This window comes from Neisseria subflava (assembly GCF_003044645.1).
In the GTDB taxonomy this organism is placed as follows: Bacteria; Pseudomonadota; Gammaproteobacteria; order Burkholderiales; family Neisseriaceae; genus Neisseria; species Neisseria subflava_B.
Map to the genome: position 1 here is coordinate 17,901 of NZ_POXL01000011.1, position 20,738 is coordinate 38,638.

A 20,738-nucleotide genomic window follows, 5' to 3' on the forward strand; every position below is an offset into this window, starting at 1 on the left:
ATGCCGAAAACGCAATCCCACCTCACACCAACACACAAAGGAAATCCCATGACACGCTTCAAATATTCCCTGCTGTTTGCCGCCCTGCTACCCGTGTACGCGCAGGCCGACGTTTCTGTTTCAGACGACCCCAAACCGCAGGAAAGTACCGAATTGCCGACCATCACCGTTACCGCTGACCGCACCGCGAGTTCCAACGACGGCTACACCGTTTCCGGCACGCACACCCCGCTCGGGCTGCCCATGACCCTGCGCGAAATCCCGCAGAGCGTCAGCGTCATCACATCGCAACAAATGCGCGACCAAAACATCAAAACGCTCGACCGCGCCCTGTTACAGGCGACCGGCACCAGCCGCCAGATTTACGGCTCCGACCGCGCGGGCTACAACTACCTGTTCGCGCGCGGCAGCCGCATCGCCAACTACCAAATCAACGGTATCCCTGTTGCCGACGCGCTGGCCGATACGGGCAATGCCAACACCGCCGCCTATGAGCGCGTGGAAGTCGTGCGCGGCGTGGCAGGGCTGCTGGACGGCACGGGCGAGCCTTCTGCCACCGTCAATCTAGTACGCAAACACCCGACCCGCAAACCATCGTTTGAAGTCCGCGCCGAGGCGGGCAACCACAAACATTTCGGGCTGGGCGCGGACGTATCGGGCAGCCTGAACACCGAAGGCACGCTGCGCGGCCGCCTGGTTTCCACCTTCGAACGCGGCGACTCGTGGCGGCAGCGCGAACGCAGTCGCGATGCCGAACTCTACGGCATTTTGGAATACGACATCGCACCGCAAACCCGCGTCCACGCAGGCATGGACTACCAGCAGGCGAAAGAAACCGCCGACGCGCCGCTCAGCTACGCCGTGTACGACAGCCAAGGTTATGCCACCGCCTTCGGCCCGAAAGACAACCCCGCCACAAATTGGTCGAACAGCCGCCACCGTGCGCTCAACCTGTTTGCCGGCATCGAACACCGCTTCAACCAAGACTGGAAACTCAAAGCCGAATACGACTACACCCGCAGCAGCTTCCGCCAGCCCTACGGCGTGGCAGGCGTGCTTTCCATCGACCATAGTACTGCCGCCACCGACCTGATTCCCGGCTATTGGCACGCCGACCCGCGCACCCACAGCGCCAGCGTGTCATTGACCGGCAAATACCGCCTGTTCGGCCGCGAACACGATTTAATCGCGGGCATCAACGGCTACAAATACGCCAGCAACAAATACGGCGAACGCAGCATCATCCCCAACGCCATCCCCAACGCCTACGAATTTTCCCGCACGGGCGCCTATCCGCAACCATCATCGTTTGCCCAAACCATTCCGCAATACGGCACTAGGCGGCAAATCGGCGGCTATCTCGCCACCCGCTTCCGCGCCGCCGACAACCTTTCGCTGATTTTGGGCGGACGATACACCCGTTACCGCACGGGCGGCAGCTACGACAGCCACACCGGCGGTACGCCCACCATCCGCGCCAACCGTTTCACCCCCTACACAGGCATCGTGTTCGACCTGACTGACAACCTGTCGCTTTATGGCTCGTACAGCAGCCTGTTCGTCCCACAATCGCAAAAAGACGAACATGGCAGCTACCTGAAACCCGTAACCGGCAACAATCTGGAAGCCGGCATCAAAGGCGAATGGTTTGAAGGTCGTCTGAACGCATCCGCCGCCGTGTACCGCTCCCGTAAAAACAACCTCGCCACCGCAGCAGGACGCGACCCGAGCGGCAACACCTACTACCGCGCCGCCAACCAAGCCAAAACCCACGGCTGGGAAATCGAAGTCGGCGGCCGCATCACGCCCGAATGGCAGATACAGGCAGGTTACGGCCAAAGCAAAACCCGCGACCAAAACGGCAGCCGCCTGAACCCCGACAGCGTGCCCGAACGCAGCTTCAAACTCTTCACCGCCTACCACTTCACCCCCGAAGCGCCCAGCGGCTGGACCATCGGCGCAGGCGTGCGCTGGCAGAGCGAAACCCACACCAACCCTGCCACGCTCCGCATCCCCAATCCCGCCGCCAAAGCCCGCGCCGCCGCCAACAGCCGCCAGAAAGCCTACGCTGTCGCCGACATCATGGCGCGTTACCGCTTCAATCCGCGCGCCGAACTGTCGCTGAACGTGGACAACCTGTTCAACAAAAACTACCGCACCCAGCCCGACCGTCACAGCTACGGCGCACTGCGGACAGTGAACGCGGCGTTTACCTATCGGTTTAAATAAGGTCGTCTGAAAACGGAGTTTCCGAAGGAAGCGGAGTTTTTACGAAGCTAAAAGCAGCCTGCACATTGGGAATGCCCCCGTGGGGGCAGCAAGCCGAGCAACACTGCCCGATTGCCGTTTCAGGTAGCCCGAAGCCGTCTGAAACTCCATTTTGTCCATAACCAAAGGAAAACCATCATGAAAAACATCAAAACCCAACTTTTCGCCGTCCTCATCGGCCTTTCCGCCGCAGCCGCGCCCGCTGCCGAAACCGCCCAAGGCACGGGCAAAGTCTTTGAAGATGAAAACTACACTGTCATCCGCGAAACCCTGCCTAAAGGCAAGGAAATCCCCCGCCACAACCACCCCGGCCACACCCTGCTGGTTACCCAAACCAAAGGCAGCTCGGTATTTTTGTTTGATGGCGGAAAAAGCCAGGAATTGAGGCTGGGCAACGTCCTGAAGGCGGACGGCAGCGAATACTTCGCCATCAAAATAACCGACGACAGCGAGTTTGTGATTGTGCTGGTAAAGGATGTAGAGAACGGTCGGAACGGAAAATGACATCCGTAAAAGCCGGGGTGGGTTGCAAAAAATACTAACCGTCTGACAACAAACAAAAACAAATTCCTGCTTGTAGGTTAAAATCAGGCTATGCTAATATGCACAACAACAGGTTTTTACTGAATAATCTGTGCTAAAATGCAGGATTAGATGGAAAACTCTATCCGAATTCGGTACAATACCGACGAATTATTTCCCTTAAACAACCTGCCGCAAGGCGAAAAGGAACGACTGACATGTCAAACATCGAACAACAAGTTAAAAAAATTGTTGCTGAACAACTGGGCGTAAACGAAGCCGAAGTGAAAAACGAATCTTCTTTCCAAGACGATTTGGGTGCTGACTCTCTGGACACCGTAGAACTGGTGATGGCTTTGGAAGAAGCTTTCGGCTGCGAAATCCCTGACGAAGACGCTGAAAAAATCACTACCGTACAATTGGCTATCGACTACATCAACGCCCACCAAGGCTAATCGGTCGCACCAAACATCCAGCCTCTGCTGCGCCATCGCAATAGAGGCTTTTACCTTATTATTAAACCCCTGAAATTTCAGACGGCATGAGTTTTGCCCGTTTCACGAAGAAAAAGAGCAAGGCTGCCGCGAAAATCCCGACAACCAACAGCGAGATTATCATGAGTCAGAGAAGAGTAGTCATCACAGGTCTTGGCCAAGTATCACCGGTCGGCAACGACGTCGCCACCGCATGGAGCAATCTGCTCGCAGGCAAAAGCGGCATCGGACGGATTACCCGCTTTGACGCATCCGACATCAACAGCCAAATCGCCGGCGAAGTGCGCGATTTCGACATCGGCCAATACATCAGCGCGAAAGAAGCGCGCCGTATGGACGTGTTCATCCACTACGGTATTGCCGCCGCCCTGCAGGCCATTAATGATTCAGGCTTGGACGATTTGGAAACCCTCGACAAAGACCGCGTCGGTGTCAATATCGGCTCCGGTATCGGCGGCCTGCCGAGCATTGAAGCGACCGGTAAAGCCGTTATCGAAGGCGGCGCGCGCAAAATCAATCCTTTCTTTATCCCAGGCTCGCTGATCAACCTGATTTCCGGCCACGTGACCATCCTCAAAGGCTACCGCGGCCCGAGCTACGGCATGGTGTCTGCCTGTACGACCGGCGCGCATTCTATCGGCGACTCTGCACGACTGATTAAATACGGCGACGCAGACGTTATGATTGCCGGTGGCGCAGAAGGTGCGATCAGCACTTTGGGCGTTGGCGGTTTTGCCGCCATGAAGGCACTTTCCACCCGCAACGACGACCCTGCCACCGCTTCCCGTCCGTGGGACAAAGGCCGTGACGGTTTCGTTATCGGCGAAGGCGCTGGCGTGCTGGTGTTGGAAGAATTGGAACACGCGAAAAAACGCGGTGCGAAAATTTACGCCGAAATCGTCGGCTTCGGTATGAGCTCCGATGCTTACCACATTACCGCGCCTAACGAAGAAGGCCCTGCATTGGCGGTTACTCGTGCGCTGAAAGATGCCGGCCTGAATCCTGAAGACGTTGATTACGTCAACGCACACGGTACCTCGACTCCTTTGGGCGATGCCAATGAAACCAAAGCCATTAAACGCGCTTTGGGCGATCATGCCCACAAAGTCATCGTTAACTCTACCAAATCCATGACCGGACACTTGCTTGGCGCGGCAGGCGGCGTGGAAGCGTTGTACAGCGTGTTGGCGGTACACGAGCAAAAATCTCCGCCGACCATCAATATCTTTGAACAAGACGTTGAAGCCGGTTGCGATTTGGACTACTGCGCCAACGAAGCACGCGATGCGAAAATCGACGTTGCCATCTCCAATTCCTTCGGCTTTGGCGGTACCAACGGCACATTGGTATTCAAACGCTTTACAGGCTGATAGAAGGTTTTAAGTAGATTGAAAAGGCCGTCTGAAACTGGATTTCAGACGGCCTTTTTTATTTTAAAATACAAATATTCTTGATAATCTGTATCATTTATATAAAAATATAGACTCCAATCAATATTGCCCGGATTTTGACGGGCAATCAACCCAATTACATTTTTATCAGGAGTCTGCAATGAAAACTATCCGTATTCTAGCATTGGCTGCTGCACTGGCCGCCATACCTGCATTTGCAGCTGATTTCGGCCATGAACAAGCATTGGCCATAGACGGCAAACCTGCTTATCTGGCAGAAACATCGGCCCGTATTTTGGCAAATGAAGATTTGACTGCGCCGCAGTTGGTTGAAGATATTGCCGATGGATTGGGTTCGAAAAAAATTCCGGGCTATAAATTGATGATTATGGGCCGTACTTATTCGGTGGCGGCGGAAACCAAACCGCCGAGAGAGGGCCAAACTCAGTGGCGGGACAATACGTTCATTCATCGTGGCGTAAAACTGTTTGTCGGTATTCCGGTTAAAAACGGCAAGATGGATTTGGCAGCTGCCCGATTGATTAATATCGGCGTGGTTGACGATAACGGTGGTGCCGCGCCTCATGATGAGGGTGAAAAAATCCGTCCGGTCGGCAAACAGCTGATGTCTCCCGATACCAAAGTGGAAAATGTGAAACTCAATATTGCCAAACTGACGTTCCCAAATATGAAATTGGGCGAAACCAGTGGCGGTGGCGTGAAATTGGAAGCATCGGCAACATTGGACGGTAAACCGATACAAACCAAAATCGACAGCACTTTCTCCCGCTTCTATTCGGCCAAACCAGCCGCTACACGGCCGTTTATGGCAGATGCACGGTTTGTGAAATAATCGCAAAGGCCGTCTGAAATCCAGTTTCAGACGGCCTTTTATTCATAAAAGCAATTTAATACCGCATCATTTTGGTATCGATTTGCTCCGCCCAAGCATCAATACCGCCTTGCAGGTTGTAGAGATTTTCAAATCCGGCGTCTTCCAAATACATTGCCGTATGCAGGCTGCGGATGCCGTGATGGCAATAGACGACGATAGGTAAATCATCGTCGGGCAGCTCGTTTTGGCGCAGGGGGATGAGGTTCATCGGGATATGAATGGCGGCGGGCAGGGTACAGATGGCGCGTTCTTCATCGGTGCGGACGTCGAGCAGATGAAATGCGCGGCCTTCGTCCTGCCATTGCTTCAATTCGGTGGGCGGGAGTTGGATGATGTCGGTCATAAAGGTGGGGATAAAAGCATGAGGCCGTCTGAATTTTCAGACGGCCTGTTGTTTAAAAATCGAAATCGCCGAACGGATTGGCCGATTTGTCTTCCAAGTGGGCCACGACGGTGTCGAACAATACTTTTTCGGAAAACTCATTGCCGTTGCGTGTCAGCAAAAGCGCGTGTTGTACCGGTTTTCGGCCGACAATGATGACCATACAGCCGCCGTCTTTCAGTTGCTCTTTCAGAATTTCAGGTACGCTGTCTACTGCGCCGCCCACATAAATCGCATCAAAAGGCGCGCCTTGCGATGCTTCGGTCAGGCCGTTGTTTTGCACATAATCGACGTTGGTAAAGCCCAATTCGTCCAAAACTTTTTTGGCGCGTTGCTGCTGCTCGGCATCGATGTCGTCGGTTACGACTTTGCCGGCCAGTTTGGACAGCAGGGCGGTTGCATAGCCTGAGCCTGTACCGATTTCTAAGACGGTTTCGTCTTTTTTCAGTTTCAAACCTTGAGCCAGGCGGGCAACGACTTTGGGTTCCAACATCTTATGGCCGTTGGCCAGCGGCAGCTCCATATCCGCATAGGCCAAGCCTTGAAAAGCCTCGCCGACGAAATGTTCGCGCCCGATCTCCTCCAAAGCATCCAAAATGTCGAAATCCAAGACATCCCACGGACGAATCTGCTGTTCAACCATATTGAAACGCGCTTTTTCAAAGTCCATATTTGTGCTCCGTTCAATTCTTAATTTTATCGAAACATACATTATAAATCCTTGTCGGAGAGTGTGCCATCTTTCAGACGGCCTCAAGGCTTGTTAATAATTGCCAAGCGCACATATATCCACTAAACTTTCACATTACACCACGCTACAACAAGCAACAACCAACACACGGAGCAATAAAGATGTATCACCAAATCGGAATGTGGGATCAAAAATGGGTTATCGGCAATTGGAAAATGAACGGCCGACTCCAAAACAACAATGCGCTTATGCACCGCTTCCGTGTCATGCCAACCGCCGAACGCGTATTAATCGGCCTGGCTGCCCCGACCGTGTATCTGTTGCAACTGCACAACGCTATGCAAATCGTTTTGAACAACCGCATCTTGACCTGTGCGCAAGACGTGAGCCGTTTCCCGAATAACGGCGCATACACAGGCGAAGTGTCCGCCGAAATGCTTGCCGACATCGGTACAGACATCGTCCTCATCGGCCACTCCGAGCGCAGCCTTTATTTCGGCGAGAAAAACGAAATCCAACGCCGCAAAATGGAAAACGTCCTCAATGTCGGCCTGATTCCATTGTTGTGCGTCGGCGAAAGCTTGGAAGAACGCGAAGCCGGTAAAGAACACGAAGTCATTGCCCACCAGCTTTCCATCCTGCAAGGTCTGAACACCCAAAACATCGCCGTTGCCTACGAGCCGGTTTGGGCGATCGGTACAGGCAAAGTCGCCACCGTCGAACAAATCGCCGACATGCACGCATTTATCTACAAAGAAATCTTGTCTTTGTGCGGAAGCGATGTTAAAATCCGCGTTCTTTACGGCGGAAGTGTGAAAGCGGATAACGCAGCCGACATCTTCGCAGTACCTCATGTAGACGGCGCATTGGTTGGTGGCGCGTCATTATCATATGACTCCTTTACCGCCATCATCAACGCAGCACAAGCCTCGTAGAAAACATATGGAAGCCTTTAAAACCCTTATCTGGATTATTAATATTATTTCCGCTCTATTCGTAATCGTGTTAGTATTGCTGCAACACGGTAAAGGTGCGGATGCCGGCGCAACATTCGGTTCCGGCAGCGGTAGCGCGCAAGGCGTATTCGGTTCTGCCGGTAATGCCAACTTCCTCAGCCGCTCGACTGCCGTTGCTGCAACATTTTTCTTTGCGACTTGCATGGCAATGGTGTATATTCACACCCACTCCAATAAGCACGGTTTAGACTTCAGCGATGTGAAGCAGACCCAACAGGCTCCTAAGCCTGCAACGCCTGCACAAAACAATACAACTCCTGTTGCTCCGAATCCTCAGCAGCAGTAAGACAATTTGATTTATGCCGACATGGTGGAATTGGTAGACACGCTATCTTGAGGGGGTAGTGGCCGTAGGCTGTGCGAGTTCAAATCTCGCTGTCGGCACCACATTAGAAAATCTAACCGCTTTTTAGCGGTTATTTTTTCGTCTTGAGAATCTGCTTTCCTTTATTTTTAGGCCGAGACAGGGAAATACAATGAAGCGTTTGGTTGTCGGCATCAGCGGTGCCAGCGGTTTTCAGTATGGCGTGAAGGCTTTGCAGCTTTTGCGTGAGCATCAGGTAGAAACGCATTTGGTGGTTTCACAAGGGGCGGAGATGACCCGCGCTTTGGAAACGGATTACACTAAAGAAGACGTTTATGCTTTGGCGGATGTCGTGCATTCTATCCGTAATGTCGGGGCAAGTATTGCCAGCGGTTCGTTTTTGACGGATGGAATGTTGATTGCGCCGTGTTCAATGAAGACTTTGGCTTCGGTTGCTCATGGATTTGCCGATAATTTGCTCAGCCGTGCGGCAGATGTAACGTTGAAAGAGCGGCGCAAGCTGGTGTTGATGGTGCGTGAAGCGCCGTTAAACTTGGCGCACATTGAAAATATGCGCCGTGTGACAGAGATGGGCGGTATCGTGTTTCCTCCCGTTCCGGCTTTATATCAGAAGCCTGAATCCATCGAAGATATGATTACACACAGCGTCTCTCACGCTTTGGACTTGTTCGGTATTATTCAAAATGATGTGCCGCGCTGGCAGGGCTGATATTTCAGACGGCCTGAAAATAAATTTAATACACTGAGAAAGAGGATAAAAATCATGCAAGCGATTCCTACCAATATTGTTAAATTTTTGAGCAATCATCATGTCGTCAGTATTGCCACTGCGGCAGAGGGCGAAGTTTGGGCGGCTTGTTGTTTTTATGTGTTTGATGAAGCCAATGCCCGCCTAATTGTGCTGACTTCTTTGAAAACAAAGCATGGCGGACTGATGAGCCGTTCTGCCAAAGTAGCCGGCACCATTGCCGGACAGCCTGACAGTATCACGAAAATCAGCGGTGTTCAGTTTGCGGCGACTGTCGCTTTGATTGAAGATGAAGCGGATTTGAAAGCGGCGCAGTCTTTATTTTACAAAGCGCATCCTGCTGCTCGAGTGATGAAAAGTGATGTCTGGGCGTTGAATTTGGATAATGTAAAATTCACTGACAATAAATTGGTATTCGCACAAAAAACGTACTGGAATCGCGAGGATTAAGAAAAGGCCGTCTGAAAGATGAAATTCAGGCGGCCTTTGATGCTTTAAGAATTAATCGTGTCCGATGTCTACGGTTTTTTCTTTGTAACGTGTGTCGGGAATCAAAACAATTTTATCGTCCACTTTGCCGATGGCTTTCACGTCTTTGCCCGGATAGTCCAGCTGGTGCAGGAAGTAGCGGATACAGTTCAAACGTGCACGTTTTTTGTCGTCGGAACGGATAATGACCCAAGGCGCGTCGCCGGTATGGGTGTGGAAGAACATGGCGTTTTTGGCTTCGGTGTAGTCGTCCCAGCGGTCGAGCGACTGGATGTCCACAGGGGACAGTTTCCAGTGTTTCAGAGGGTCGTCGCGGCGGGAGATGAAGCGGCGGAGTTGTTCTTCACGGGATACGGAGAACCAGAATTTGAACAGGTGGATGCCGCTGGCAACAAGCATGCGTTCCAATTCAGGGGTTTGACGCATGAAGAGCAGGTATTCGTTAGGTTCGCAGAAGCCCATTACGCGTTCTACGCCGGCACGGTTGTACCATGAGCGGTCGAAGAATACCATTTCGCCTGCGGTCGGCAGGTTTTGGATGTAGCGTTGGAAATACCATTGGCCGCGTTCGGTAGTAGTCGGTTTTTCCAGTGCAACAACGCGTGCGCCGCGCGGATTCAGGTGTTCCATGAAGCGTTTGATGGTACCGCCTTTACCGGCTGCGTCGCGGCCTTCAAACAGGCTGACGATACGCTGACCGGAATCTTTAACCCAGCTTTGTACTTTCAACAATTCGATTTGCAGCTTCTGTTTTTCTTTTTCGTAAACAGAGCGGCGCATACGTTGTTTGTATGGGTAGTTGGCAGGAAGCGGTGCGCTGCTGGAATCTTCGTCAGTGCCGCGTCCTTCGTGTTCCAAAACAGCCTTTTCGAATACTTGCAGCTGGTCTTGTTTCTCGCCCAGTTCAACATTTTCGAACGGTTCTAGTTGGTGGTCTGCCATAAAGTCTCCTTATCGATTAAGTTTTAAATGATATAGTGTGGTATGGTTTGATTCTACCCTTTTATACTTCGTTCGACTACATAAAATTACATTCGAGTGCTTTTTTTGAATTTGTCTGCTAACTTATGTAAAAGCAGCGTATAATCAGCCTATTTGTACAGCAATCATGCCTTATTTTGCCCTGTTTGACGATGCCGTGAGCGGCCGAGCAAAACTCTATCAAAATCATGTAGAAAGCCATCGGTTTTATCATAACGAACTGGATTCGTTAACAAGTATTTTGCAAGCCGGCTGGAAAAAGGGTTTGCATGCAGTGTTGTTTGCAGACTACGAATTTGGGTTGCCGCTGATGGATATTCCATCTGGCCGCAGTGGCAGTCTGCGTTTGCACTGGTTTGCCGATTGTTCCAAAATCGATGCCGAAAGCTGGCTGGCCAATCATTCAGATGGCCTTGAGGCAGGCATCTCCACTCCCCGATTCTCCGTATCCGAAGCCGATTATCTCGAGCATATCCGTCAAATCCACGAAGCCATCCGCCGCGGCGATACCTATCAAATCAATTACACTGCACGCCTGCACCTGCAAGCTTACGGCAATCCGATTCAGCTTTACCATCGTTTGCGTCAGCCTGTGCCGTATGCCGTTTTGTCTTGTCTGCCTGACGGGGCAGGGCAGGAGGCGTGGACTTTGTGTTTCTCTCCCGAACTTTTCCTCAAAATCGATTCAGACGGCCTGATCACAACCGAGCCGATGAAAGGCACTGCGCCGATTCTTCATGATGGACAAGATGAACGCCGCGCCGTTGAATTGCAAAACGATCCGAAAAACCGCGCCGAAAATGTGATGATTGTCGATTTGTTGCGCAACGACCTCGGCAAAATCGCGCAAACGGGCAAAGTACGCGTGCCTGAACCGTTTAAAGTTTCCCGTTTCGGCAGTGTTTGGCAGATGACCAGTGCCATCGAGGCGCAGGCGCTGCCTGATGTTTCGGTTACCGATATTCTCCGCGCAGCCTTCCCGTGCGGCAGTATTACCGGCGCACCCAAACGCATGAGTATGCAGATTATTGAGTCTCTTGAATCCGAACCGCGCGGTTTATACACAGGCAGCATCGGCTTTTTGCATCCGTGTGATACGGGTTTGGGGTTTGAAGGTGTGTTTAATGTCGTGATCCGCACCTTATCCCTGAAGCCCGTTTCAGACGGCCTTTATCAAGGTGTTTATGGTGTCGGTTCGGGGATTGTGATTGATAGCGATCCTGAAGCCGAATATCGCGAGTGCGGTTGGAAGGCGCGTTTCCTCAATGACTTGAGGCCTGATTTCGGTATTTTTGAAACCATGCGCGTGCAAGACAAACAATGCCGTTTGCTCGATTTGCATTTAGACCGTCTAAAAATTTCGGCACAAGCGCTCAACCTGCCTTGGCCTGAAAATGCGGCAGAGCAAATCCAATACTATATAGATGCGTTGCCAAGTGGATTATTTAGAGTCAAAGCCGCTTTGTTTTCAGACGGCCTTGCATTGAGCCATGCGGCTGTTTCTGAATTGGATAGGCAACAATACGTCATCCTGAGTGTGCACACATTAAGCCAACGCGATTATCTGCGCCGCTTCAAAACCACGCGCCGTGAAATTTTTGACCAAGCATGGAAAACGGCAGAAGGGCAGGGCGCATTTGACAGCCTGTTTTTTAATTCAGACGGCCTTTTGTTAGAGGGTGGAAGAAGCAATGTGTTCGTCAAATATCAAGGACAATGGCTCACGCCGTCTTTGGATTTGGATATTTTGAACGGAGTGATGCGCCAAGCGGTATTGAAGCAGCCGCAGCTATATTTAGGTGCGGATACAATCAAGGAAACCCACATCACGCGCGTGATGTTGGAAAATGCGGAAGAAATCCGGTTGAGTAACGCTTTAAGGGGCATGTTTGCGGTTTCGCTCCGTAAATAAATGGCAATAGTCAAATCATCGTGATTCAAATTGTCGTAAAGCGGCAATATCCGATAGAATACGTCATTTCAACATTGAGGCCGTCTGAAAGGGAAAACAATATGGCAAAAGCAAAAGGTGGATTGGGACGCGGTTTGGATTCGCTGATTTCCAATGCAGTGGACAGCAGCAGTAGCGACCGCCTGACAACGGTTGCCATCGCCGATATTCAGCCCGGCCGTTATCAGGCGCGCGTGCAAATGGATGACGAAGCCTTGCAGGAACTGGCTGACTCCATTAAAGCGCAAGGCATTATCCAGCCGGTTATCGTACGCGAACGTGGTCTGTCTCAATATGAATTGATTGCCGGCGAACGCCGTTGGCGCGCTTCTCAGTTGGCCGGTTTGACCGAAATTCCCGTCGTCATTAAAACCATCAGCGACGAAACCGCGTTGGCCATGGGTTTGATTGAAAACCTGCAACGTGAAAATCTCAATCCGATTGAAGAAGCACAAGGTTTGAAACGCCTTGCCGACGAATTCGGCCTGACTCATGAAACCATCGCAAAAGCCGTCGGTAAAAGCCGTAGTGCCATCTCCAACAGCCTGCGCCTGTTGAGTTTGCCTGAGCCGGTTCAGGAAATGCTTTATCAACGCCGTCTGGAAATGGGTCATGCCCGTGCGTTGTTGACCTTGCATGTGGTTGACCAATTGGAGTTGGCGCAGAAAGCCGTAAAAAACGGTTGGTCGGTGCGTGAGGTAGAACGTCGCAGCCAATTGGCGCATCAAAAAGCCAAGCCCGAAGCAGCCAAAACCATCAGCCCGGATATCCGCCGCATCAATGATGCATTGACCGAGCATTTGGGCGTTAATGCCGAAGTCAAAACCAGTAATCAGAAAAAAGGCAAAATCGTGCTGCATTTTGATACGCCGGAAACATTCGAATATTTGCTGAAGCAGTTAGGCATCAATCAAGCGTTCTAACGGCTTTATAAACAGAACGGGCCGTCTGAAAAAAGCTTTTCAGACGGCCTCAATTTTTGAAAAAGCGTAGAGCGTATAAATGTTTACAATACAAATCAAAATCTTCTGTAAAATCTATGTAACAACATGTAATTTGTGTTAAACTCCATTCCAGCAAAGATTTGTTTTATATGTGTTAATCATTTATTTATGAAAGGTTCACAAAGATTAACATATTGCTTGACGTTAACAAACTTCTTGATTATATTAGCCTGCCTTGCTTTTTGGGGTGCAAAGTACAATGAATCAGATAGTCCCATTGCAAGTAATTGTATTATTAATAATTTCAGTTGTTTGTGCGTTATTTTCCGGATTGCCCGGCTTCCTCTCTGCTTTGGCGGGAGGATTTTCGTACATTTTGCCTACCCTAGTTGCAGTTTTACTTTTAAAGTTTTCCCGACGAAATCCCGATCTGCAAAGTTCGATGTTTATCGGCGGAGAGGTTTTAAAAGTAGTGCTGTCGCTGGTATCTATGTTGGTCGTTTTTGCGATATGGCATCGATCACTGGTATTTTACCCATTTTTATTGGCGTTTCTTGGCGTCAGTCATTTGGTTTTTTTAGTATTGTTGAGAGTGAAACACTATGGCAGGTGAAACTATGACCGCTGCCGACTACATCAAGCACCACTTGCAAAGCTTGACCAGTATGTCGGATGTTACTCAGGGTCAAGGACTGAAAAACATTGCTGATTTTTCGTTCATTAACCTTGATGCAATCTTTTTTGCCGTTCTGTTGGGCGTAATCGGCAGCTTCCTTTTGTGGCGCGGTGCCAAAAAAGCGACGGCCGGTGTTCCCGGTCGTTTCCAAGCGGCTGTTGAAATTCTGTTCGAATTCGTGGATGACATGTGTAAAAGCATTATCCATAACGAACAATCGCGTAAAGCCGTTGCCCCGTTGGGTCTGACCTTGTTTGTCTGGATTCTCTTGATGAATGCCATGGATATGCTGCCGGTTGATTTGCTGCCGATGGCATGGCAAGGCATTACCGGTAATCATCATGCCCTGTTGCGCGTCGTGCCGACAGCTGACTTGAATACGACTTTGGCTCTGGCGATTGGCGTATTGCTGATCTGTATTTACTACAATGTCAAAATCAAAGGCCTTGGCGGTTGGATTCACGAGTTGTTCTGCGCACCTTTCGGTCCGTGGCTTGCTCCGGCCAACTTCCTGCTGAACTTGGTAGAGTTTTTGTCCAAAACCGTATCCCACGGTATGCGGTTGTTTGGTAATATGTATGCCGGCGAGCTGGTGTTCCTGTTGATCGCTCTGTTGGGCGGTGCATGGGCGTCAACCGGTAGTGTCGAAACTTTGGATCCGATTTTATTTGTGTTCCATCTGATTGCCGGTTTGGCTTGGGCGATTTTCCACATTTTGGTCATCACCTTGCAGGCATTTATTTTCATGGCGTTGGCGTTCGTATATATCGGACAGGCGCATGATGCACACTAATCAAGTAGTTTTTTTGTAGTTTGTTTTTTGTAGTTTAACCTTTACTATTTTAAGGAGTTTAAAAATGGGTTTGATTGCTATCGCATGTGGTTTGATCGTTGCCTTGGGCGCATTGGGTGCCTCTATCGGTATCGCAATGGTTGGTTCTAAATACTTGGAATCTTCTGCTCGCCAACCTGAGCTGATCGGTCCTCTGCAAACCAAACTGTTCTTGATCGCTGGTCTGATCGACGCGGCTTTCTTGATCGGTGTGGCTATTGCCCTGTTGTTCGCCTTCGTTAACCCGTTTGGTGGTGCGTAATCAAGACGGAGCGATCCGTTCAGATACAGGCTTGCCGTCTGTTTGATTAACCCAGATACGAAGGTTAAGTAACGTGAATATTAATGCAACCTTATTTGCGCAAATCCTAGTTTTCTTTGGCTTGGTTTGGTTTACGATGAAATTCGTATGGCCTCCGATTGCCAAAGCATTGGATGAGCGTGCCGCAAAAATCGCCGAGGGCTTGGCTGCCGCCGAGCGCGGTAAGAGCGATTTTGAGCAGGCAGAGAAAAAAGTTGCAGAACTTATGGCCGAAGGGCGTAATCAGGTAACCGAAATGGTTGCCAACGCCGAAAAACGTGCTGCAAAAATTGTAGAAGAAGCCAAAGAGCAAGCTTCTCATGAAGCAGCACGCATTGCAGCCCAAGCAAAAGCTGATGTAGAGCAAGAAGTTAACCGTGCACGCGAAGTGTTGCGCGAACAGGTCGCTTCATTGGCTGTTAAAGGTGCGGAATCTATCCTGCGTAAAGAAGTCGATGCTTCCAAACATGCAGATCTGCTCAGTGCCTTAAAACAGGAGCTGTAATCTTATGGCAGAGTTCGCAACGATTGCCAGACCTTATGCGAAAGCATTGTTTAGTCTGGCTCAGGAAAAAAACCAAATCGAGTCTTGGTTGGGCGAACTGAAAGAACTCGCAGCGGTTGTTCAGGATGAGAAAGTCATTGCTTTCATCGAGCAGCCGGAAACGGGAGCTTCCGAAAAGGCAGAAACGCTCAAAGGTCTTGTCGGTATCAAAAATGTCGAATTGGCAAATTTTATTACCGTTTTGGCCGAGCAAAAGCGTTTGCTGGTATTGCCGGAAATTTATGCCCAATATCAAGATTTGACCTTGATACACAACAATACGAAATCGGCAGTAATTTACAGCGCGTATGAGCTCAGTTCTCAGCAGCTGGCCGATGTTACCGATATCCTGACAAAACGCTTCAACAGCAAATTGGATGTGGTAACTAAAGTTGCCCCTGAATTAATCGGCGGCATCAAAGTAGAAGTGGGTGATCAGGTCTTGGATTTGTCCGTACAAGGCAAACTGAATGCTTTGTATGCGACTATGACAAATTAGGAGAGTTTTCATGCAGCTTAATCCTGCTGAAATTAGCGATTTGATTAAAGCCAAAATCGAAAATCTGTCCGTCAATACAGAAGTGCGTACCCGTGGTACCGTTGTTTCTGTTACAGACGGCATTGTGCGCATTCATGGCTTGTCAGACGCGATGCAAGGTGAGATGCTCGAATTCCCCGGTAACACTTTCGGTCTGGCCATGAACTTGGAGCGTGACTCCGTCGGTGCCGTAGTGTTGGGTGAGTACGAACACATTAAAGAAGGCGATACAGTTACCTGTACCGGCCGTATTTTGGAAGTGCCGATTGGTCGCGAACTGGTTGGCCGCGTGGTTGATGCATTGGGTCGTCCTATCGATGGTAAAGGTCCAATCAACACAACATTGACTGCTCCAATCGAGAAAATTGCACCAGGTGTGATTGCGCGTAAATCGGTTGACCAACCAATGCAAACCGGCCTGAAAGCTATTGACTCTATGGTTCCGGTTGGTCGTGGCCAACGTGAGTTGATCATTGGTGACCGTCAAACCGGTAAAACTGCCGTGGCACTGGATGCCATCGTTAACCAAAAAGGTACAGGCGTTATCTGTATCTATGTGGCTATCGGTCAAAAAGCATCTTCTATTGCCAACGTAGTACGCAAATTGGAAGAGCATGGCGCGATGGAGCATACCATCGTGGTTGCTGCAACTGCTTCTGAAGCCGCTGCACTGCAATACATCGCTCCTTACTCCGGTTGTACCATGGGTGAATTCTTCCGTGACCGTGGTGAAGATGCGTTGATCGTATACGATGACTTGTCTAAACAAGCCGTTGCATACCGTCAAATTTCTCTGCTGTTGCGCCGTCCTCCTGGCCGTGAAGCATATCCTGGCGACGTATTCTATCTGCACTCCCGTCTGTTGGAACGTGCAGCCCGCGTCAGCGAAAACGAAGTTGAAAAACTGACTAATGGCGAAGTAAAAGGCAAAACCGGTTCTCTGACTGCGTTGCCAATTATTGAAACCCAAGCCGGTGACGTATCAGCATTCGTACCAACCAACGTAATCTCGATTACAGACGGCCAAATCTTCTTGGAGACCGACTTGTTCAACGCCGGTATCCGTCCTGCAATCAATGCCGGTATTTCCGTATCGCGCGTAGGTGGTGCAGCACAAACCAAAGTCATCAAAAAACTGGGTGGCGGTATCCGTTTGGCGTTGGCACAGTACCGTGAATTGGCAGCGTTCTCGCAATTTGCTTCCGATTTGGACGAAGCAACACGCAAACAGCTGCAACACGGTGAAGTAGTTACTGAATTGATGAAACAAAAACAATTCAGCACATTGAACACTGCCGAAATGGCATTGACTTTGTGGGCGATCAACAACGGTTCTTACGCAGATGTTCCGGTATCCAAAGCCTTGGCTTTCGAAGCAGAATTCTTGAGTTTCGTACGTACGCAACATCCTGAGGTTCTGGATGCGATTAATGCATCAGGCGCAATGTCTGACGAAAGCGAAAAAGCATTGACCGAAGCCATGAAATCTTTCAAATCTTCTTACGCTTACCAAGCATAAGTATTGAGATGAAAGGAGTCTGAAATGGCAGTCGGAAAAGAGATTCTCACCAAAATCCGTAGTGTTCAAAATACCCAAAAGATCACTAAAGCGATGCAAATGGTGTCGACCTCTAAAATGCGGAAGACTCAAGACCGGATGCGCTTAGCGCGTCCGTACGCCGAAAAAGTGCGTACAGTGATGAGCCATCTTGCACAGACTAATGCCGATCATGGTATCAAATTGTTGGAGCCGCACCGCGAAGTGCGTCGTGCCGGTTTTATTTTGATTACCTCGGATAAAGGTTTGTGCGGTGGCTTGAACGCAAACGTACTGAAAAAGTTTTTGGCGCAAGTTCAAGAGTATCAGGAACAAGGCATCGAAGTCGAAGTCGTGTGCCTGGGTAGTAAAGGTTTGGCTGCATGCCAAAGCATCGGTTTGAATGTTATTGCCAGCGCAACCAATTTGGGTGATACCCCGAAAATGGAATTGCTGCTCGGCCCTCTGACCGAAATCTTCCAACGTTATGAGAAGCATGAATTAGACCGTATCCATATGGTTTACTCACGTTTTGTCAACACAATGCGCCAAGAGCCGCGTATGGAAGTTTTGCTGCCTATCGGTGAAAACGTTATTGACGACGGAACAGGTCATTCTTCATTTACTTGGGAATACCTCTACGAGCCGAGTCCTATCGCCGTATTGGAATATTTGGTTCGCCGCTATTTAGAGTCTGTGGTTTATCAGGCATTGAGCGACAACATGGCATCTGAACAAGCCGCGCGTATGGTAGCGATGAAAGCCGCAACCGACAACGCAGGCAATGCCATCAAAGAATTGCGTTTGGTGTACAACAAATCGCGTCAAGCCGCGATTACCACAGAATTGTCAGAAATTGTAGCAGGTGCAGCGGCAGTTTAATGTCGTCTGAAGCCTGAACAGGAAATTAGGATACGATAATGAGCCAAGGCAAAATCGTACAAGTTATTGGTGCGGTGGTTGACGTGGAATTTCCACGCGACGCTATCCCGCATGTTTACGATGCCCTGAAATTGGACGAGAACGGTCTGACTCTGGAAGTTCAACAGCTTCTGGGTGACGGCGTTGTCCGTACTATTGCAATGGGTAGTTCAGACGGCCTGAAACGCGGTATGTCTGTAAGCAATACTGGTGCGCCAATCACTGTGCCGGTAGGTAAAGGTACATTGGGTCGTATTGTCGACGTATTGGGTACACCTGTTGATGAAGCAGGTCCGATCGATACCGACAAGAGCCGTGCCATTCACCAAACTGCTCCGAAATTCGACGAGTTGTCTTCAACTACCGAATTGCTGGAAACCGGTATTAAAGTGATCGATTTGCTGTGTCCGTTTGCTAAGGGCGGTAAAGTAGGTCTGTTCGGTGGTGCCGGTGTGGGCAAAACCGTGAACATGATGGAATTGATCAACAACATCGCCAAAGCGCACAGCGGTCTGTCCGTGTTCGCAGGTGTGGGTGAACGTACCCGTGAAGGTAACGACTTCTACCACGAGATGAAAGATTCCAACGTATTGGATAAAGTAGCCATGGTGTATGGTCAAATGAACGAACCTCCAGGCAACCGTCTGCGCGTTGCTTTGACTGGTTTGACTATGGCCGAATACTTCCGTGACGAAAAAGACGAAAACGGTAAAGGTCGCGACGTATTGTTCTTCGTTGACAACATCTACCGTTACACTCTGGCCGGTACCGAAGTATCTGCACTGTTGGGCCGTATGCCTTCTGCAGTGGGTTACCAACCGACATTGGCTGAAGAAATGGGTCGTTTGCAAGAGCGTATTACCTCTACCCAAACCGGTTCCATTACTTCCATCCAAGCCGTATATGTACCTGCGGATGACTTGACTGACCCGTCTCCAGCGACAACTTTCGCCCACTTGGACGCGACCGTCGTATTGAGCCGTGATATTGCATCTTTAGGTATTTACCCGGCAGTTGACCCGCTTGACTCTACTTCGCGCCAATTGGATCCGATGGTATTGGGTCAAGAGCACTACGACGTAGCGCGCGGTGTACAGTCTACTCTGCAAAAATACAAAGAATTGCGCGACATTATTGCCATTCTGGGTATGGACGAATTGTCTGACGAAGACAAACTGACTGTGATGCGTGCCCGTAAAATTCAACGCTTCCTGTCTCAACCGTTCCACGTTGCCGAAGTATTTACCGGTTCTCCAGGCAAATACGTTTCATTGCGTGACACCATCGCCGGCTTTAAAGCCATCTTGAACGGCGAATACGACCATCTGCCTGAACAAGCGTTCTATATGGTAGGCGGCATCGAAGAAGCGGCTGAGAAAGCGAAAACCTTAAACTAAGGAGGCCGGCATGAGCACCATGCAAGTTGAAGTGGTTAGTAGCGAGCAAAACATCTATTCGGGCGAGGCCAGCTTTGTGGTGGTTCCGACCGTTCAAGGTGAGCTTGGTATTTATCCACGACACGAGCCGATTATGAGTTTGGTACGCCCCGGCGCATTGCGTTTGACTGTTCCGGGTGAAGCTGAAGAAGTGCTGGTTGCCGTTTCCGGCGGTGTTTTAGAAGTACAGCCTGATAAGATTACCGTATTGGCAGACGTTGCCGTCCGCAGTACAGAAATGGATCAGGCGCGTGCTGAAGCAGCTAAAAAAGCAGCCGAGGCAGGTGTTTCTGCAGCCAAAGATGATAAATCTCTGGCCGAAGCGCACAAAGCATTGGCAGCAGCCATTGCCCAGCTGAAAACTTTGGACTACCTTCGTTCGCAAAAAAACAAGTAATGTGGGTTCATCAAGAAAAAGCACAACGAAATGTTGTGCTTTTTTATTTGCCTGAAGATAAGCGACTTGATATTGAAATGTCGATAGACGAGTAGATGGTAAGTTTGAAATCGAAACGCTAGAATCAGTTTTTATGACTCAATTGTTGATGGATCATTGTCAAAGCAGTTAGTCTTGTTATTTGGCTAAGAATAGCCCACTCAATCTTTTTTAACCACAAAAAGCAGGGTGGATAATTCCTAATCTATTGCAACCGCAATAGAATTAAATTTATCAGTATTGAAAATATTAGTGTTTTTCTGAGTCACATACAAAAAAAGGCCATCTGAAAAGTTTCAGACGGCCTGAGACCTTTGCAAAATTCCCCAAAATCCCCTAAATCCCATCAAGACATTTAGGGGATTTTCCATGAGCACCTTCTTCCAGCAAACTGCACAAGCCATGATCGCCAAACACATC

23 protein-coding genes and 1 tRNA gene are annotated in these 20,738 nt (G+C 49.8%); 21 read left to right on the plus strand and 3 right to left on the minus strand.

Annotated elements, in window-relative coordinates:
* Positions 1–48: 48 nt before the first annotated feature.
* The 5 genes from tdfF (at position 49) to DBY97_RS10965 (ending at position 5,528) form a co-directional block, all read left to right on the plus strand.
* On the plus strand, positions 49–2,229 hold the full coding sequence (gene tdfF, locus DBY97_RS10945; protein WP_107858353.1) for a TonB-dependent iron piracy receptor TdfF: 2,181 nt from the start codon (positions 49–51) through the stop codon (positions 2,227–2,229).
* Positions 2,230–2,406: 177 nt separating this feature from the next.
* On the plus strand, positions 2,407–2,772 hold the full coding sequence (locus DBY97_RS10950) for a cupin (protein WP_107858354.1): 366 nt from the start codon (positions 2,407–2,409) through the stop codon (positions 2,770–2,772).
* Between the two features lie 236 nt (positions 2,773–3,008).
* Positions 3,009–3,245 (plus strand): acyl carrier protein, encoded by a 237-nt coding sequence (gene acpP / locus DBY97_RS10955; protein WP_003679644.1) that lies wholly within the window; start codon positions 3,009–3,011, stop codon positions 3,243–3,245.
* A gap of 161 nt (positions 3,246–3,406) precedes the next feature.
* Positions 3,407–4,654, plus strand: coding sequence for a beta-ketoacyl-ACP synthase II (gene fabF / locus DBY97_RS10960; RefSeq protein WP_107858361.1), 1,248 nt, complete (start codon positions 3,407–3,409; stop codon positions 4,652–4,654).
* A 181-nt stretch (positions 4,655–4,835) separates the two neighbouring features.
* Positions 4,836–5,528: a hypothetical protein gene (locus tag DBY97_RS10965; RefSeq protein ID WP_107858355.1), complete on the plus strand. Its 693-nt coding sequence runs from the start codon at positions 4,836–4,838 to the stop codon at positions 5,526–5,528.
* A 55-nt stretch (positions 5,529–5,583) separates the two neighbouring features.
* Here DBY97_RS10965 and DBY97_RS10970 read toward each other — a convergent pair whose 3' ends face one another.
* Together DBY97_RS10970 and DBY97_RS10975 are read right to left on the minus strand one after the other, a co-directional pair.
* Entirely contained in the window at positions 5,584–5,913 is a 330-nt protein-coding gene (locus DBY97_RS10970; RefSeq protein ID WP_107858356.1) for a rhodanese-like domain-containing protein, read from the minus strand.
* A gap of 52 nt (positions 5,914–5,965) precedes the next feature.
* Entirely contained in the window at positions 5,966–6,622 is a 657-nt protein-coding gene (locus DBY97_RS10975; protein WP_107858357.1) for a protein-L-isoaspartate O-methyltransferase family protein, read from the minus strand.
* 182 nt (positions 6,623–6,804) lie between these two features.
* Here DBY97_RS10975 and tpiA point away from each other — a divergent pair, with 182 nt between their 5' ends.
* The 5 genes from tpiA to DBY97_RS11000 all read left to right on the plus strand — a co-directional run bounded on the left by tpiA (position 6,805) and on the right by DBY97_RS11000 (position 9,182).
* Positions 6,805–7,578, plus strand: a complete 774-nt coding sequence (gene tpiA / locus DBY97_RS10980; RefSeq protein WP_003748082.1) for a triose-phosphate isomerase — start codon at positions 6,805–6,807, stop codon at positions 7,576–7,578.
* A 7-nt stretch (positions 7,579–7,585) separates the two neighbouring features.
* Positions 7,586–7,945: a preprotein translocase subunit SecG gene (secG, locus tag DBY97_RS10985; RefSeq protein ID WP_036492092.1), complete on the plus strand. Its 360-nt coding sequence runs from the start codon at positions 7,586–7,588 to the stop codon at positions 7,943–7,945.
* Positions 7,946–7,960: 15 nt separating this feature from the next.
* Positions 7,961–8,046: transfer RNA gene (locus tag DBY97_RS10990), tRNA-Leu, on the plus strand.
* An 89-nt stretch (positions 8,047–8,135) separates the two neighbouring features.
* A complete protein-coding gene (locus DBY97_RS10995) occupies positions 8,136–8,693 on the plus strand; it encodes a UbiX family flavin prenyltransferase (protein ID WP_107858358.1) in 558 nt (185 codons plus the stop codon).
* A gap of 54 nt (positions 8,694–8,747) precedes the next feature.
* The gene (locus DBY97_RS11000; RefSeq protein ID WP_049331711.1) at positions 8,748–9,182 is read left to right on the plus strand and encodes a pyridoxamine 5'-phosphate oxidase family protein; all 435 of its coding nucleotides are present in this window, start codon (positions 8,748–8,750) and stop codon (positions 9,180–9,182) included.
* 51 nt (positions 9,183–9,233) lie between these two features.
* On the opposite strand, the gene ppk2 is transcribed toward DBY97_RS11000, so the two are convergent.
* A complete protein-coding gene (ppk2, locus tag DBY97_RS11005) occupies positions 9,234–10,163 on the minus strand; it encodes a polyphosphate kinase 2 (protein WP_036492084.1) in 930 nt (309 codons plus the stop codon).
* 166 nt (positions 10,164–10,329) lie between these two features.
* Between ppk2 and DBY97_RS11010 the strand changes: the two genes are divergently transcribed.
* From DBY97_RS11010 to DBY97_RS11060, 11 genes are all read left to right on the plus strand, one after another.
* Complete coding sequence (locus DBY97_RS11010; RefSeq protein ID WP_107858359.1) at positions 10,330–12,114, plus strand: bifunctional chorismate-binding protein/class IV aminotransferase; 1,785 nt, start codon at positions 10,330–10,332, stop codon at positions 12,112–12,114.
* A gap of 101 nt (positions 12,115–12,215) precedes the next feature.
* The gene (locus DBY97_RS11015) at positions 12,216–13,076 is read left to right on the plus strand and encodes a ParB/RepB/Spo0J family partition protein (RefSeq protein WP_049323106.1); all 861 of its coding nucleotides are present in this window, start codon (positions 12,216–12,218) and stop codon (positions 13,074–13,076) included.
* A 280-nt stretch (positions 13,077–13,356) separates the two neighbouring features.
* On the plus strand, positions 13,357–13,710 hold the full coding sequence (locus tag DBY97_RS11020; RefSeq protein WP_049331704.1) for an ATP synthase subunit I: 354 nt from the start codon (positions 13,357–13,359) through the stop codon (positions 13,708–13,710).
* A complete protein-coding gene (gene atpB, locus DBY97_RS11025) occupies positions 13,700–14,566 on the plus strand; it encodes a F0F1 ATP synthase subunit A (RefSeq protein WP_003748099.1) in 867 nt (288 codons plus the stop codon). The genes DBY97_RS11020 and atpB overlap by 11 nt, the downstream gene beginning before the upstream one ends.
* A 64-nt stretch (positions 14,567–14,630) precedes the next feature.
* The gene (atpE, locus tag DBY97_RS11030) at positions 14,631–14,867 is read left to right on the plus strand and encodes a F0F1 ATP synthase subunit C (RefSeq protein WP_003748101.1); all 237 of its coding nucleotides are present in this window, start codon (positions 14,631–14,633) and stop codon (positions 14,865–14,867) included.
* Between the two features lie 73 nt (positions 14,868–14,940).
* A complete protein-coding gene (locus DBY97_RS11035) occupies positions 14,941–15,411 on the plus strand; it encodes a F0F1 ATP synthase subunit B (protein ID WP_003708446.1) in 471 nt (156 codons plus the stop codon).
* A gap of 4 nt (positions 15,412–15,415) precedes the next feature.
* Complete coding sequence (locus DBY97_RS11040) at positions 15,416–15,949, plus strand: F0F1 ATP synthase subunit delta (RefSeq protein ID WP_003683778.1); 534 nt, start codon at positions 15,416–15,418, stop codon at positions 15,947–15,949.
* A 10-nt stretch (positions 15,950–15,959) separates the two neighbouring features.
* A complete protein-coding gene (atpA, locus tag DBY97_RS11045) occupies positions 15,960–17,507 on the plus strand; it encodes a F0F1 ATP synthase subunit alpha (protein ID WP_003748105.1) in 1,548 nt (515 codons plus the stop codon).
* Between the two features lie 24 nt (positions 17,508–17,531).
* On the plus strand, positions 17,532–18,407 hold the full coding sequence (gene atpG / locus DBY97_RS11050; RefSeq protein WP_004519003.1) for a F0F1 ATP synthase subunit gamma: 876 nt from the start codon (positions 17,532–17,534) through the stop codon (positions 18,405–18,407).
* Between the two features lie 38 nt (positions 18,408–18,445).
* The gene (gene atpD / locus DBY97_RS11055; RefSeq protein ID WP_003683789.1) at positions 18,446–19,843 is read left to right on the plus strand and encodes a F0F1 ATP synthase subunit beta; all 1,398 of its coding nucleotides are present in this window, start codon (positions 18,446–18,448) and stop codon (positions 19,841–19,843) included.
* 10 nt (positions 19,844–19,853) lie between these two features.
* Positions 19,854–20,279, plus strand: coding sequence for a F0F1 ATP synthase subunit epsilon (locus tag DBY97_RS11060; RefSeq protein WP_049331696.1), 426 nt, complete (start codon positions 19,854–19,856; stop codon positions 20,277–20,279).
* Positions 20,280–20,738 lie beyond the last annotated feature (459 nt).